Genomic DNA, 15,764 nt, shown 5'->3' on the forward strand with positions numbered 1-15,764 from the left:
CAGGAATGGTTATCCTGAAGCTTAAGGTTCTTCGCACTCAGGCTTCAACGATCTCCGCGCTGGCCTGCACTGCAATGAAGTTACGCACGCGTTCGAGCAGCCAGTGCGGTGTGGATGCCGAGCCGGTTACGCCCACGGTGTCATCGGGACTGAACCAGCTCAGGTCGATTTCTTCTTCGGTAACGACGCTGTAGGAACGGTCATTGACCTCCTTGCACACGCCGTACAAGACTTTCGTGTTGGAACTCTTCGTTCCTCCCACCATCACCACCACATCAACTTCTCTGGCGAATTGCATGAGGTCGTTGTCCCGGCCGACGACGAATCGGCACAAGGTGTTCTCGACCTGCACTTCCACCTTGCCGCAGCATGCCCGGATCCACTCAATTCGCTCCTGAAACCACTCCGCCGACACCGTGGTCTGACAGAGCACAAACGTCTTCCGCGCCGCATCGAGTTTCTTCACATCTTCGCGGTCATAGACCACGAAGGCCTGATTGTCGCAATGCCCGCGAATGCCGATGGTCTCGGGGTGAAATGGCTTGCCGATGATGACGACCTGCTCGCCGTTCAAGTAATGCGTGCGGGCGATATTCTGTGAGCGCGTCACCACCGGGCACGTGCCGTCAATCACCTCGACTCCGAGTTGCTTCGCCTTCTCATACGTTTCCGGTGGTTCGCCGTGTGCGCGGATCAGAACCTTGCCGGGGACCGCGCCATTATCCGACAGCACGTCATGCTCGGCGCTGTGCAGCCCGAGGTCTTTCATCCGCGCGATTTCGACTTCGTTGTGGATGATGTCCCCCAACGAAATCAGTTCCTCGCCGGTGGTCTGCAGCTCTTTTTCGGCCATCTTGACGACCCGGCGCACGCCGCCGCAGAATCCGGCTCGCGGATCAATCAGGACCTTCATCGTGCTCCGGATTCCTCGCCGTCTTCCGGCGCGCTGTGAATTCTGGTAATCAGCCTTCCGGCGGGTGTCGCCGCGTCCCCCCGCGCCTCGCCTTTCCATATCCGTCGAATCAACTCCGCGATCTGCTGGTCCGACAGGCCGCAAAGCTCAAGCAGTTGTTCGCGCGTCCCGTGCTCCACGAAATTCTCGGGCAAGTGCACGGACTCGAATCGTTGCGGCCACCCGTGCAGCTTCATGAAAGTAGCCACGCGGGAACCGAGGCCACCGCCGCCGCAGTTCTCTTCGAGCGTCACGACTGCCTCGTGTTTGGCCAGCATGTCCGCGAGCAGCCGTTCATCGATCGGTTTTACAAAGCGGCAGTTCACGAGCGTAACATTAAGTTCGTCGTGGGCGATCGCCTGTCGCGCGATCTCGACCATCGTTCCCACCGCCAGCACCAGCACGCGTTTCCCTTCGCGCAAGACGTCCCAGCTGCCCACGGGTATCGCCTGCGGCTCGCGATCCCAGTCGATCAGGTCGGGCGCTTTGTCGCGCGGATACCGAATCGCCATGGGACCGCCTTCCACGGTCAGACCCGTGCGCATCAGGTCGCGCAGCTCTTCGCCCGAGCGTGGCGCGGCCACGATCATATTTTGAATGCAGGACAGAAAGGCGAGATCCAGACAACCATGGTGCGTCGGTCCGTCTTCACCGACGAGGCCGCCGCGATCCAGACAGAATAGTACCGGAAGTTTCTGCAACGCGCAGTCGTGCACGATGTGGTCGAAGGCTCGTTGCAGGAAGGTGGAGTAGATCGCCGTCACCGGCCGCAGTCCCGCGGTGGCCATGCCGGCCGCAAACGTGACAGCGTGCCCTTCCGCGATCCCGACATCGAAGAAGTTATTCGGATGGGTGGTCGCGTACTTCACGAGGCCGGTCCCTTCCTTCATGGCGGCGGTTATCGCCACCACTTTGGGATTCCGCGTCGTCTCGCGGATCATGGCCTCGCCGAAGATGTCCATATAGGCCATCCGCTGCACTTCCGGAGCGACGTCCGGTGCGGCTTCCGCCTTCGGCTCGATTTTGGCGGGCACGCCTTTGACCGCGTGATACTTGATCGGATCGGCTTCCGCGATATCGTAGCCCTTGCCCTTCATCGTCAACACATGCACGATCGCCGGGTGCTTATGCGCGGCCTTGATGTTCTCCAGCACTTCAACCAGCTCGCGGACATTATGCCCGTCAAACGGCCCGAAATACTGGAAGCCCAGGTCCTCGAAGAGCATTCCCGGCGAAATCAGCGTCTTCAGCGACGCTTCCATTCGGCCCGCCATTTTCTGCAAGGAGCGCGCCGCGACCGGCGACTCGCCCAGCAGCTTCCAGACCTCATCCTTCACCTTGGAGAGTTTCGGGTTCGTCTCCATGCGCGCGAGGAATTTCGGCACCGCCCCGACATTCCGCGAGATCGACATCTTGTTGTCGTTGAGAATGACCGTGAAATTCCGGCCAGACGGTCCGGCGTTATTCAGGGCTTCAAAAGCGAGTCCCCCGGTCAGCCCGCCGTCTCCGACAATCGCGACCACGTTATGGTCCTCACCGTTCAGGTCCCGCGCCACCGCCATGCCGTAGGCCGCGCTGATGGCGGTCGAGGCATGCCCGGCGCCGAACGCATCGTAGTCGCTCTCGTCGCGCTTCAGGAAACCGGACAGCCCCTTATAGCGGCGAATCGTCTTGAGCAGCGCCCGCCGCCCGGTCAACATCTTGTGGATGTAACCCTGATGCCCGACGTCCCAGATTAACTTATCCTGGGGGGTATCATACACACGATGCAGCGCAACCGTGAGTTCCACGACGCCCATCGACGCTGCCAGGTGGCCGCCGATGGAATTGATGGTGTCCCACAGCTCCGTGCGCAGCTCGACACATAGTTGTTCCAGCTCCTCAAACGAGAGCGGTTTGAGATCCGCCGGTGAATTCACTCGCGCAATCACCGGCGCGAGTAAATCTTGCGAACGTGCTTTGTTCAACTACCCCACCTCCGGATTCTTCGCACGCGACGGAATCGAGCGCGGCATCATGCTACTCTTCGCTGGCTTTGGCTTCGTCGGCAGCTTTCCTTTCAATCGCCGCAAAGCCCAGAACAGGAAACCGCCTTCGAGGGCGACGAAGCCGAACATCTGCCAGGGCAGGCCAGGCGCGGAACCCGCGCCGTAGCTATGCAATCCGGACAGATAGTAATTTACACCATAATACGTCATGATGACGACCGGAAACGCGCCGACGGAATAGGCCGCCAGTCCGCGCCAGCCCAGCCATCCCGCGCTGCGCCCGTGCAGAAATACGATATAGACAAACCAGGTGATCAAGGCCCAGGTTTCCTTCGGATCCCAGCCCCAGAATCGGCCCCAGCTCACGTTCGCCCACACGGCCCCGAGCAAAATGCCGGTGATGAGAAGCAGCGTGCCGACCTGAATGATCTTCAGGTTCGCCTTCGCCAACCCGGCCAGTTTCGGCGTGACCGCGCCGTGGGAGCGCACTCCCGCGATCAGCACTGCGTGGCCCAATCCCATGGCAATCGCGAAACAAGAGTAGCTCGAGAGCGTGATGATCACATGGTAGTTGAGCCAGTAACTCTGCAGCGCGGGCACGAGTTGGTTGATCCCGCGATCCAGACTGGCGAACTGCGCCACGCCGAGAATCAGCGCTCCCAGCCCGGAACCGACCAGCGCCAGCACGCGATCACGTTTGATGAGTTCGTAGATGATCGAGATCAGCACCGCGGCCCAGCCGATCGCCAGCAGCGATTCGTACATATTGGACCACGGCGCGCGGCCACTGATGTAAGCGCGCATCGCCAGGCCCGTAGTATAAAACAGCAGCCCGCCGATCATCCCGAGCATGCCGCCCCACTTGAGCACCGCCCACGGTTCGCGGGCGAGACTGAACAAGAACAACACCAGCGCCAGCGCCAGCAGGATTTTCGCGACAGTGAACGGCCGGATGTAATTGTAATTTGTCTCCCACGCGAGCTTCGACATCAGTCCGGGCTGCCCGTGCATCATGGCGGCTTGCGTATTGAGAAACACCATCACCGAGGTGTTGAACATGTCCGGACGGTTATCGCGCAGCGACGCGTACATGCCGGAGAAGGAAACGGCCAATGCTTGCAAGGTATCTTTCACGCCTGCCGGCTGCGGAGCCAGCAACGTGTCCTCGAATTGGCCCAGCACTGTCGGCATGGACAACCAGGTCGCCGTGGGCTCGCCGCCCTCTGTCGGTGCCATCAGCGGTAGATCATGATTGAAGACCGCGGACAGCACGCTCATCCGGTTCAGCAGTTCATTCGCCTTGCCCTGTACAAAGGTTGGCTTGTCGCCCTTTTGGTCCGCCATCGCGCCATCGCGGGCCAGTTGCATGAGTCCATTGTTTGACTGAAGCGCGACCAGCGAGAAGTGGTTCCCTCCGGTCTTCGGCAGCTTCATCTCGTCCCGCAGCGGACCTTTGGGAATGTAGAACAGCTTCTCGTTGGCCCAATAATCGCCGTCGGCCATCCATCGGAAGTAGGTCTCGGTCGGGTGTTGTCCCTTGTAACTCGCCTTTCCATAAACCATCGCGACCAGCTCGCGGGCAAAGGTATCCAGGGGTTTCACTCGACCGCTGGTTTGAGCGGTTATTTGACTGGCCATGTCCCAGTCGAAACCAGCGCTAAGTTCGGCTCCGTCCGCGGCGCGCGCAGCAGCGGAGCTGAGCATCAGCAGGAGCAGCAGTATGTTGAGTCGGATAATCATCGAAGTCTTCCTCATCCGTTAGCCGGTTGTGGCACTCTTTCTCCGGTCTCCGCGGTCATCTCCGTGTCCTCGGCAAGTTTGAACTCGCGTCGCACCGGTTTCGGCGGAAATTTCTGTTTGAGCCACGGCTTGACAAAGAAGATTCCGGCCATGCTCAGAATCAGCAGGATGCCTCCCACGTACATAAACGGGATGCCCGGATCATAGGACACTCCAAGCACGGTAGCCTGGCGTCCGTCCTTCAAGTCAATCCACGACGCCTGGCTGATTTTGTAATCCTTGTACACCAGCGGGTGATTCAACATCACCGTCCATTTTACCGTATCCTGTTCGCCTTGCTCCCAGGCCTTGACGTCGGAGCGGAAGATCCTTGTCATACCGGAGCCGGGATACATGATCTGCTCGAACTGGTCGCACCAGACCGCGAATGGCAGCTCGACTTCCTGTCCCATGAGCATGTCGAGCTTTTCCCGGTCGAGTTCTTCGAGGAAGAACGAGGTCGAGAAATCGCCTTCCGGCACGACCATCTGGCCCTGCATGCCGAAGCGGTGCGTAATGATCGACCCTGCCATCAGAATCAGCAGTGCGACATGCGTGGACAACCAGAACACCTGATGCGGCCGGTAAGGCGCGCGGCGCAACGTACAGCCGATCAGATTGATCGCCAACAGCACAATCAGCGAATCGAACCACCACGTGCGATAGATAACGATGCGCGCGGCGCCGTTGCTCAGCACCGTTTCAATGTAAGTCCCGTACGCCATCGCGCTGGCGAGGGCGAGCAGCAGAACGATGGTGAGCTTGACGGACGAAAAGAACAACCAGAGCTTATCGACCGCGAGGTCGAACCCAAAAAGCGCAGCGGTTGACTCATCTTCTCGCTCGATCGTATGCTTGTCCCGTCTCGGAAGTGCGGCCAAGGCGATCAAGGCAAACAGACCGAATAGAACTCCCAAGAAGAACCACGTAAGTGGACCGCGCTTCTTCTCTCGCGCAACATACGCACAGAAAAAGCCGCCTATCGATGCCCAGGCGAAGAATATCCCTATCCACATTCCCCACGTCATGCTCTGGCCCTCGGCAGTTTGTGCTTACTCAAATACGACTTCCCGCAATCCGGGGATTCGTTCCTGAATCATCAGGCGCAGACCACCTTCCATGCTTTCCAGGGCGCCGCCGCAGCCTTCGCAGCCGCCGCCGAACGCGATCCGGGCGACGCCGTCGCGGACGCAGACGGCCTTCGCATCGCCGCCCTCTTCCATGAAGATCGGACGCAGCGAGTCAATCAGTTTGTCGAGCGCTTCAAACTGCGCGCGCTCGTCGTCATTCGTGAACGGCTCGGTGCCGCCCTTATTGAAGGTTGTCAGATTAATGGTCATCTTGTGTCTGCTCGTTTCCCCCAATTTGTGGGGGGACCAAGGGGGGGTGAATTCAGCGTTTCAGTGTCTGCTCTTACTGTCCCCGTGTTTCCTTGAACTTCCGCCGCGGTACGCCTTCCAGCGTTTTCGCGCGCTTCGCCGCCGGGTGTTCACCCGCCGGCTTGCGATACGCGCGTTTCGGCGGCGCTTCGTCGAACGAGCGCGGTGCGCGGCGCGCGGGCCGCTCGTCTCCTTCGTTCCGCCACTCGTCCGCACTCGGACGCTGCTTGCGACCGGCGTTGGTAATCAATTCTTCGTCGCGGAAGAAGTCCCACAGCTTGTGCAGCATATCCATCTTGCTCAGCGGCTCGCTGCCGACAATTTCCGCGACCTTGCCGGTTGCGGTAAAGGTTTCGTCGTCGTATCGCGGTGGACGGAAGTCCTTGTGTTCGCCGAAATCGCGCTTCGGAGGGCCGTATTCGCGCGCGGGGCGGTCGAACGGCCGCTTTTCACCGTACGGCTTGCGGAACGGCCGGTCACCGCCACCTTCACGACTTGCAAACGGCTTGCGGTAGGGGCGGTCGCCGCCTTCGGCAGCACCTTCGCGCTTGACATACGGCTTGCGATACGGGCGGTCACCGCCGGCTTCGCCCGCTGCAAACGGTTTGCGGTACGGCCGGTCGCCGCCGCTCTCGAACGAACCTTCGCGTTTGGCGTACGGCTTGCGTGCCGGACCGCCGGGTTTGAATCCCCCACTCTTGGGACGGCTGTCGCTGCGCGGCGGCTTGGAGTAATCTCGGGGCATGGCCCTATCTTTCTTGGTCGGTTAATTTAGAAGTGATCAAGAATATCGCGCAGCTAATTGTTGGCGAGGTTTCCGGTTCGCTTCGTGGTATTTCGTTCGAATAATATGATGTGCGTTTCAACGTCCGCCACGGGGCAATGTTCGACGCCGTGCGGCACGACAATCAGCTCCCCCGGATTCAAGATCACGTCCCCGTCCCGGAATTGCATCTTGAGTTGCCCCTTCACGACATAGAAGAGTTCATCTTCTTCCGCGTGAAAGTGCCAGACAAACGGCCCCTTGAGCTTCACGCACTTGACCTGAAATTCATTCACCTCCGCCACAACTTGCGGCGACTCAAACTCCGTGATTTGGGCGAAGGCGGAGGGGATGGTAACTTTAGAGCGCATTAGAACATCCCCTCAAGCTCATTCTGCAGTCCACGTTTCCACATGAGACACACACGAGGAATCTACTCTGTGTCGCTATCCTCGGGCTTTCCCTTCGATACGTCTTTGGTCCCGTCAATCTTCTCAAAACCGCGTTTCGTGTGCTTCAGGTGCTTCTTTACATCACGAATGTCTCCGTGTTTGGGAAGATCCTCCGGAGCGATCCCTGTATTTCGAATCATAGCTCTCCGAACCTCTTTTCCAACCGCGAGGTGGGCGTCATTTAGATGACGCGGTCCTCGAATGTTCTGAGTATTGATCTTCAGCTCGACCTGCGACTCACGAAACAAATTCGCAGCCAATTCTTGCCTACCCATAAAATCCAAAGGAGAACGATCACTCGGAATCAAGCGTATCTCACGAAGTCGAGAAAGATTCATGTTATACATTCCACGATATCCCGCGTTCTTGAAGAACGCAAAGTCCTTGCTTTCGTTGATACCTGCACTGCGGACAACAGCTTCAAGAGAATTTTCACGTTGTGTAATATCGTCTCGCATCTCCACTCGCTGAACTGCTTCTGCATCGAGCCAAATCTGGTGGACAGTGGCGGCCAAGCCAGCAAGATATGTCTGAACCAGAGCTACGGCCGGCCGCTCAGGATCGGCGTTCATTGCTGTCAAAAAACAGGCAAACCGATCCATCTTGAAGTCATCGCAGCGCTCCCCGTCAATGTCCCGCGGGCACGACCTAAAGAAATCAAAGGAGGGCATCCCAAGCGTTGTCGGCACTACCATCGCACGGCTAATGACCTTGCTCGCAAACGTCCGGTAATCAGCATAACCGAAAAACGACATAACGTCGCGCGCATACCAATAACGCTTGCCATCTTCATCGAATCCGAGGCTCTCAAAAGAAGAGAAATCAGATCCAGAGAGTTCAGTGTCCATTATGATCTCCCAATTGTCGTCCGTTGTAATAGCGTACTTCGTCCAAACATCTCATAAACCCTGGGACGTCTGCCGCAACTGCTGGACTAAATGCGCGAACTTGTGCAAGAAGGCTTTCGGCTCGTCCTCTATGCCCTGCGGATTGAAGTGCATTACGTCATTTCTGACTTTGTTGACTTTCTCTAGGTCCGCTATAAAGCCTTCCCTGTCGACTTTGAGACTGACTTTCGCCCAACGACCGGGTTCCTGAAGCAATCTTACGTACTCGCCAAAGTTCATGCGATGAATACCTGAAATCTCACGGGCACCGTCCTCCGGATTCTTGGCAGCGTCGAGTTCTGGCTGACTGAACTTCCCGTGAATCAACGCCCGAATATGATTCTCAATCTCACTGATAAGCAAGAATGGTTCTCCCAGCCGATGAAACTCATTTGCCAAGTCCGATGTCGTGATAATACCAGAAATCACATTCTTGTTGTCACGAACAAGAACACACTCATACCTAATCACTATTCCGACGGCATCGAAGATAGTCTCATTGTCACTAATTTCGTGGTGCGGTTCCATAAAATGTCGCGCCTCGCTTCCGGGAATACTGAGCGCATAGCGTTGACCTACGCCACGCCAAGTAACCATTCCCTTCGCCTCGTGCGGGCTGGTCATCACTGGCAATTGGGAGAAATCATTATGTATCATGAGTCTCACAACCTCGCCTATCGGACTATTGGGCGTCACACTTACGGGCTTGTTCCGCGCCGGACCCAACATACAAATGCGTAACGTGGGATCAAACGGCGCACTTGCCGAAACAAACGCTACTGGAGCATCAATGTGAGTAAGAGTGAAATCGGGCACCGTCCAAATGCACAACCCTTCAAGTGCACGAACTATGTCTGCGGTATTGCCATCGCTGCGCCTGTAATAACCAAACCAAGACAACAAATCACGGACGGTGTACTCGGGTCTAAGCCCGTTACGAACCTGTTCCGCCACTTCCTTGAGCTTATCGGACATGGATGCCTCTCATTCCTACGCCCCCGCCACCAGCATCGCCTTGCCGCTCGGACGCTGGCTCACGTCGTACTTCTCCGCTTCTTCGAGCAAGCGCGGAATCAGTTCGTCCTCTTTGAGCGTGGCGATGATCTTGCCGTCCTTCATCAGCATGCCTTTGCCCTTGCCGCCGACGACGGCGAGATCGGCCTCGCGCGCTTCGCCCGGACCGTTCACCACGCAACCCATCACCGCGATGTGCAGCGGCTTCTTCAGTCCCGAGATCGCCTGCTCCACGCGCATCGTCAAATCAATCAAGTCGATTTCACAACGTCCGCAGCTCGGACACGCCACCAGATTTGGCCCGCGCGTGCGGAGTCCCAGCGACTTCAGAATCTCCCACGCCACGCGCACTTCTTCTACCGGATCGGCGGTCAAAGAAACCCGCATCGTTTCGCCGATTCCGTTGGCGAGCAGATAGCCGATCCCCATCGCCGACTTGATGATTCCGGTTGAGGGCGGCCCCGCTTCGGTGACGCCGAGATGCAGCGGATAGTCGCACTGCTCGCGCATCAGCGAATACGCTTCGATCATGCGCGGCACGTTAGACGCCTTCAGCGAGAGCACGATGTCTGTGAAGCCTTCGTCCTCGAGAAAGCGAATATGCCCCAGGGCCGACTCCACCATCCCCTGCGGTGTCGGTCCGCCGTACTTGTCGATCAAATCCTTTTCCAGCGAACCGGAATTCACACCCACGCGCATCGGAATCCCCGCCTCCAGCGCCGCACGTGTCACGGCTTTCGCCCGCCCCTCTCCGCCGAGATTGCCCGGATTGATGCGAATCTTATCGACACCCGCGTCAATCGCCTTCAGTGCCAGCTTGTAATGAAAATGAATATCCGCCACCAGCGGCACGTTCATTTCGCGCTTAATCAGCGGCAGCGCAGCGGCAGCCTCGTCATCGGGTACAGCCACGCGAATAATTTCACACCCGGCCTCCTCGAGGCGCCGGATTTCATTCAGTGTCGTCCGCACGTCGCGCGTGTCGGTCGTGCACATCGACTGAATCGCGACCGGATAATCGCCGCCGATGGTCACACTCCCGATGCGTACCTCACGAATACCTTTGCGGCGCGCCCCGACGGCCGCTGCGCCTTCGTGCAATCCGGCACCATGGCCAACGATAACTGGTAAACTCAGGTCTTGCAAGATGTTTGCGAGAGTTAATCCACAGCATTCCAGAACGGCAACTCTGGTTTAACTCGAAATATACTCAAAAGTTCAGGGAAAGTCAACCCTCTGTGAAGTAAATACTTATTGTTTATAATAAACTTAGCCATGCTATCGACCCATAATATGACAACCTCGGTCCAAATTAGGGGTCCAGACCGCGCAATTGACGCGAAATCCGTACCTCTTGGCGTCTGGAGCAGCTTCACTTCTCCTTGTGAATCTGAAGCACAGGTCGTATCTTTAGCGAATGATATGACAGATTCCGGGGAATGAAGGGATACCCATGATCAACTGGATTTGGTTGGGCATGATCGCCATCGCGGTGATCGTCGGGGGGGCATCGGGTCGGATTGAAGAGGTCTCGAAGGCCGCGTTCTCCTCGGCAAAAGTGGCGGTTGAGATCGCCATCGGTCTGGTCGGGGTCATGGCCATGTGGCTCGGCGTCATGAAAGTCGCCGAGGAGGCTGGCATCGTCCGTTGGCTGGGTCGAGCCGTCCGCCCCGCCCTCTCGCGAGTGTTTCCCGAGATTCCGCGGGACCATCCGGCCTTGGGGTCCATGACGGCCAACATCGCCGCGAACATGCTGGGACTCGGCAACTCCGCCACTCCGCTGGGATTGAAGGCGATGCAGGACCTGCAGGAGCTGAATCAGGACAAGCCGACGGCCACCAACGCAATGGTGACGTTCATCGTGATCAACGCGACCTCCGTAACCGTCATTCCCGCGACGATCATCGCGCTCCGCAAGGACGCCGCCAATCCGACTTCGATTCTGCTCCCGAGTCTGATCGCGACCGCGGTCAGTACCGCCGTCGGGATCATCATTTCCAAGCTCATGCAGCGTTATTCCAAACCGGGGAACACCGCCTCATGAGCGATGGGTTTGCGCTCTTCTCCGACGCCGTCGCGCGCTGGTCGATCCCGGTCATCTTGCTGCTGATTCTGGGTATTGGCGCGCTCAAACGCGTGCGCGTATATGAGTCTTTCGTCGGCGGCGCGAAGGAAGGCTTCAACGTCGCGCTCCGGATCATTCCCTATCTCGTAGCGATGCTCGTCGCGATTGGCATGTTCCGCGCGTCGGGCGCGCTTGAATTTATCACGTCGGGCCTCGCGCCGGTGCTGGCTCCGCTGGGCGTGCCGCCGGAAGTGCTGCCGATGATGCTGATCATGCCGCTCTCAGGCTCCGGCGCGCAAGGTGTGTTGGCCGAGGGCCTGAAGACTTATGGTCCCGACACGCTACTCGGCAACATGCTCTCGGTCCTGAACGGCTCGAACGAAACGACGTTCTACATCATCGCGGTTTATTTCGGCTCCGTCGCCATCCGCAACATTCGCCACGCACTTCCCGCGGCGCTCATCGGCAACATCGCCGGTTTTGCCGTCGCCGTTGCCCTCTGCAATCTACTGTTTGGATAACCTCACCCGCCCTGAGTTCTCATGCTGTCCTGTCATCGCCTGTTTGCACTTTGCGTCGTCGCGGCGCTGGTGGTGTCCGCGGCCGTCGCGGCTCCGCTAACCGTCAATCCCTGGCTGGTCACCGGCACGCTCTCGATTCCGCGACCGCTGTTTTCTGATACATTGTGGAGCACGAATTCACAATTGGATCAGCTGGATCCGAACTTCCGTGATCTCCTGCCAGAAGCGGGCGGTTCCTTCCCGTGGTCGCCGCTGGATCAGGCAACATGGGAGAAGCAGTCCAACGACACACTCAAGTTCCGCATCGCGGCGGCGCAGCCCTACGCCGTGTTTGCGGCAAGTTATGTGACCACCACGCGCCGCCAGGAACTACCGTTGAAAGTGAGTTGTGGCAATCCCGTCGCGGTCTGGTTCGACGGCAAGCTCGTGGGAAAACAATCCACGGCCAAGGACAATCTCTACGAGGTCTCGGGCACCGTGGACGCGCACACGGGCAAGCATCTGCTGCTCGTGAAGTGCATCGGCGTGGCGAATATTTCGCCCGCATCTTGGACCCTGACCGCTTCGTTTACCGAGGATTCCACGCGCATCGGAACCGTTCAGTTCTCCGCGATCTCGCGCCGCGGCTTGCAGCACTGGACCGACTGGGGTTTGTTTCAGGAATTGGGCACGCCCGCGGTCTCGGCCGACGGCCGCTATGTCGCCGTCGTGCGATCGCAACGCGATGAAAAGTATAAGAAGTCCTCGTGGATCGAAGTTTACGATTCGCGCGCGGCCAAGCTTGTTGAAACGATTCGCCCCGGCAGCGGCCTCAGCACCGGCTCAATCTGGTTCATGCCCGTCTCCCCCGCGCTTGTGTACGGACTGGGCGGCGACAACGGCACCACACTCTGGAAATTCGACTTGGTCTCGCGCACAACCACACCGCTGTTGCGCGACGCCAAGGAGATCGACCACGTGGTATGCTCTCCGGACGAACAGTACCTCTATTTCTTTCAGGACGACGAGGATCAGGACGAGGGGGCCTACAAACTCTATGACGAAGTCGAGGACCGCGTCTTTGACTATAATCGACTGCGGCACATCGTCGAGTACAGCATCGAAAGCAGAACTTCTCGTACGCTGAACGACGTCGGCACCTTCGCCATGAACGAATTTGAGTTGTCTCGCGAAGGCCGCAAGCTCGCGTTCACACGATTGATTCCCCGTCCCGGTTATCCGTTCTACAACACCGAGCTGTGGGTTTACGATCTGCGCGAACGCGACGGACAGCTGATCACCTCGCTGCCGCTCACGGAGAGTATCCGCCACCTTTGCTGGCTCCCCGGCGGAACTCAACTGTACTACTGCTCCGCCGGCGATACCGCGAATCCCGCCGACACGGTCTATCACAACGGCAATCAGGCTTGCTTGTTCTCCGTTGACTTGAAGACGAAGAAGATCTCGAACGTGAGCGCCAATCAAACGTTCAGCGTGGCTGAAGGCGGCGCGCGGTCTCGCATCTTGTGGAGCGAGCGGACCGGCAAGCTCTTCTTCACCGGGGACGATTTCGGCAAAGTCTCGCTGTTCCGCACAACGCCGGCGGCGGTACCGAAGTTTGAGTCGATCAGCCTCTCCCGCCTGGTCAATGACAATCCAGCGATCGCGAGCGACGGCTCGCTGCTCGCCTACACCGCGACCAGTCCGGCTAAGCCATTCGCGCTGTTCTGCTTTGATCCGGTCAGTGGCAAAGAGACCGAACTTGCGGACCCGAACCGTGAGTTGATCTCGCGTTCCGAGTTGGCGACATATGAAGACTACGCCTTCACCAACTCCGAACAGCAGTTCATTGACGGCTGGATCTTCTACCCGCCGCATTTCGACGCCAACCGGAAATATCCGCTGGTGGTCTATTACTACGGCGGCGTGAGTCCGCGCGACCGCCGCTTTTCGTTTCAGTATCACTGGCTCGCGGCGAACGGCTACGTCGTTTACGTGTTGAACCCCGGCGGCTGTGTCGGCTACGGACAGGCGTTTGCGGACATTCATTGCAACGATTGGGGTACCCGCGCCACAGCGGACGTGATCGAAGGCACGAACAAGATTCTCCACGACAAGAGCTTCCTCGATCCGAAGCGGATCGCCGCTTACGGCGGCAGCTACGGCGGCTTCATCACGCTTGACCTGGCCACCAAGACCGGCATGTTTACGGCACTCTGCGACATGTACGGTATCAGCAATCTCGCGAACTACTGGGGATCGGGAACCTGGGGCTACTGGTACGGGAATCTCGCTCTGCCCGGTGCCTATCCGTGGAACCGGCGCGACGTCTATGTGGACAAATCGCCGATTTTTCACGCCGACAAGGTCACGAGTCCGCTTCTGATTCTGCACGGCGCGTCCGATCCGAACGTCCCGCCTGCTGAATCCGATCAGATGTTCGTGGCGTTGAAGTTGTTGGGCAAGGATGTCGTCTTGATCAAGTTCAAGGATGAAACGCACAACATCAATGTGAAGTTCGAGAATCTAATTGAGCACCGCGAGCTGATGCTCGAGTGGTTCGATAAGTACGCAAAGGGGGAACCCGAAGGCTGGAACTTGCGCAATAAGCAGTGAGCCGCGGATGTTCACTCACACCGCGCATCTCTATGACCTGATCTACACGCGGATGAAGGACTACGCCGCCGAAGCGCACGCGGTGCATGAACTCATTCAGTCGAGCCTGCCCGGTGCGCGATCGCTGCTGGATATTGCCTGCGGAACTGGCGAGCACGCCAAATGGCTGCACGGGGAGCACGGTTATGAAGTGTTCGGCATTGATCTCGACTCGAACATGGTCGCGATCTCGCAAGCCAAGTGTCCTGAGTGCCGCTTTTTGACCGCGAACATGGTGGATTTCGAAGTTGCGGAGCGGTTTGACGCGGCCATCTGCCTGTTCGGTTCGATCGGATATCTGACGGACCTTGCCGATGTGGCTCAGGCATTCGAACGCGTTCGCTCGCACCTCAAGCCCGGCGGTGTGTTCCTGCTCGAACCGTTCCTCAGTCCGGAGCAATACCAGCCCGGCAGCGTATTCATGGAGGCCGTCGATCAGGAACAGGTCAAGCTGTGCCGCATGTCCGTTTCGTCCGTGCACGACCGCATTGGCGAGTTCCATTTCGAGTATCTTGTGGGGCGGCCCGCCGGAATCGTTCACCTGACCGAAACCCACACCTTGCGCCTCTCCACAATCGCCGAGTTGCAATCGGCCCTCGAGCGGGCGGGGTTTCAGACCGCATACCGCGAACCGGGACTCCGGAACCGCGGGCGGGGCTTGTTCGTATGCGTTATGAAGGGTGCCTGAAACCGATCGTATTCCAACGGAGGATCATGATGGACGAAAAGTCAACCTACATGAAGAGCTGGGAGCGTGAACACGCGGTTACGCTGAACGTATTACGCCACTTCCCGGCCGACAAGCAGGATTTGAAACCTGCCGAGAAATGCAAGAGTGCCAAGGACCTGGCATTTGTCTTCGTTTCCGAGTATGAGATGCTGGGCAAGGCGATCATCGCCGGTGAATTGGACTTCTCCAAGAAGTTGCATCCCCCGGACTCGTTGAGCCAGATCATTACTCAGATTGAGCAGATCAAGGAGCCGTTTCTCGCATCGATCAGTGCCATGTCGGATGCCGACTGGAACGGCACCATGATGTTCATGACCGGGCCGGGCAAGATGGTCCCGGTTCGTCGTGCTGAGTTGCTCTGGATGTTGCTGATGGACATGATTCATCACCGCGGTCAGTTCTCGATCTACAATCGCATCGCCGGCGGCAAGGTACCGTCCATCTACGGCCCGTCCGCCGACGAGCCCTGGATGTAGCCGCTTCCGCCGAGCCGGGTTAGGTCGGCGCAAGCCGGCCGGAATCTGAGACCTATTGACAGATGAAGAAGAGGGCGACCCGACCGGGCCGCCCTCTTCGTATATCCGCCGCGCCGAGCGGTAA

15 protein-coding genes are annotated in these 15,764 nt (G+C 58.3%); 5 read left to right on the top strand and 10 right to left on the bottom strand.

Annotated elements, in window-relative coordinates:
• Positions 1 to 37: 37 nt before the first annotated feature.
• The 10 genes from HZB60_10125 to ispG all read right to left on the bottom strand — a co-directional run bounded on the left by HZB60_10125 (position 38) and on the right by ispG (position 10,315).
• Complete coding sequence (locus HZB60_10125) at positions 38 to 913, bottom strand: 4-hydroxy-3-methylbut-2-enyl diphosphate reductase (GenBank protein ID MBI5060121.1); 876 nt, start codon at positions 911 to 913, stop codon at positions 38 to 40.
• Positions 910 to 2,919, bottom strand: coding sequence for a 1-deoxy-D-xylulose-5-phosphate synthase (locus HZB60_10130; protein ID MBI5060122.1), 2,010 nt, complete (start codon positions 2,917 to 2,919; stop codon positions 910 to 912). Before HZB60_10130 ends, HZB60_10125 begins: the two co-directional genes overlap by 4 nt.
• Complete coding sequence (ccsA, locus tag HZB60_10135) at positions 2,920 to 4,680, bottom strand: cytochrome c biogenesis protein CcsA (GenBank protein ID MBI5060123.1); 1,761 nt, start codon at positions 4,678 to 4,680, stop codon at positions 2,920 to 2,922.
• Positions 4,681 to 4,691: 11 nt separating this feature from the next.
• On the bottom strand, positions 4,692 to 5,747 hold the full coding sequence (locus HZB60_10140) for a cytochrome c biogenesis protein ResB (protein MBI5060124.1): 1,056 nt from the start codon (positions 5,745 to 5,747) through the stop codon (positions 4,692 to 4,694).
• 24 nt (positions 5,748 to 5,771) lie between these two features.
• The gene (locus HZB60_10145) at positions 5,772 to 6,059 is read right to left on the bottom strand and encodes a NifU family protein (protein ID MBI5060125.1); all 288 of its coding nucleotides are present in this window, start codon (positions 6,057 to 6,059) and stop codon (positions 5,772 to 5,774) included.
• A gap of 73 nt (positions 6,060 to 6,132) precedes the next feature.
• Positions 6,133 to 6,843, bottom strand: a complete 711-nt coding sequence (locus HZB60_10150) for a hypothetical protein (protein MBI5060126.1) — start codon at positions 6,841 to 6,843, stop codon at positions 6,133 to 6,135.
• A 53-nt stretch (positions 6,844 to 6,896) separates the two neighbouring features.
• A complete protein-coding gene (locus HZB60_10155) occupies positions 6,897 to 7,232 on the bottom strand; it encodes a cupin domain-containing protein (protein MBI5060127.1) in 336 nt (111 codons plus the stop codon).
• A gap of 62 nt (positions 7,233 to 7,294) precedes the next feature.
• Positions 7,295 to 8,161, bottom strand: coding sequence for a damage-inducible protein D (locus tag HZB60_10160; GenBank protein MBI5060128.1), 867 nt, complete (start codon positions 8,159 to 8,161; stop codon positions 7,295 to 7,297).
• A gap of 51 nt (positions 8,162 to 8,212) precedes the next feature.
• Positions 8,213 to 9,175, bottom strand: coding sequence for a CBS domain-containing protein (locus HZB60_10165; protein ID MBI5060129.1), 963 nt, complete (start codon positions 9,173 to 9,175; stop codon positions 8,213 to 8,215).
• 15 nt (positions 9,176 to 9,190) lie between these two features.
• Positions 9,191 to 10,315 (bottom strand): flavodoxin-dependent (E)-4-hydroxy-3-methylbut-2-enyl-diphosphate synthase, encoded by a 1,125-nt coding sequence (gene ispG, locus HZB60_10170; GenBank protein MBI5060130.1) that lies wholly within the window; start codon positions 10,313 to 10,315, stop codon positions 9,191 to 9,193.
• A gap of 352 nt (positions 10,316 to 10,667) precedes the next feature.
• Here ispG and HZB60_10175 point away from each other — a divergent pair, with 352 nt between their 5' ends.
• The 5 genes from HZB60_10175 to HZB60_10195 are packed head-to-tail and all read left to right on the top strand — an operon-like array spanning position 10,668 to position 15,640.
• Positions 10,668 to 11,258, top strand: a complete 591-nt coding sequence (locus tag HZB60_10175; protein MBI5060131.1) for a nucleoside recognition protein — start codon at positions 10,668 to 10,670, stop codon at positions 11,256 to 11,258.
• Positions 11,255 to 11,800, top strand: coding sequence for a spore maturation protein (locus tag HZB60_10180; protein MBI5060132.1), 546 nt, complete (start codon positions 11,255 to 11,257; stop codon positions 11,798 to 11,800). Before HZB60_10175 ends, HZB60_10180 begins: the two co-directional genes overlap by 4 nt.
• A gap of 21 nt (positions 11,801 to 11,821) precedes the next feature.
• Positions 11,822 to 14,395, top strand: a complete 2,574-nt coding sequence (locus HZB60_10185) for a S9 family peptidase (protein ID MBI5060133.1) — start codon at positions 11,822 to 11,824, stop codon at positions 14,393 to 14,395.
• 7 nt (positions 14,396 to 14,402) lie between these two features.
• Complete coding sequence (locus tag HZB60_10190) at positions 14,403 to 15,122, top strand: class I SAM-dependent methyltransferase (protein ID MBI5060134.1); 720 nt, start codon at positions 14,403 to 14,405, stop codon at positions 15,120 to 15,122.
• 26 nt (positions 15,123 to 15,148) lie between these two features.
• Positions 15,149 to 15,640, top strand: coding sequence for a hypothetical protein (locus tag HZB60_10195; protein ID MBI5060135.1), 492 nt, complete (start codon positions 15,149 to 15,151; stop codon positions 15,638 to 15,640).
• Positions 15,641 to 15,764 lie beyond the last annotated feature (124 nt).

Source organism: candidate division KSB1 bacterium, from assembly GCA_016214895.1.
Lineage (GTDB): Bacteria > Electryoneota > RPQS01 > RPQS01 > RPQS01 > JACRMR01.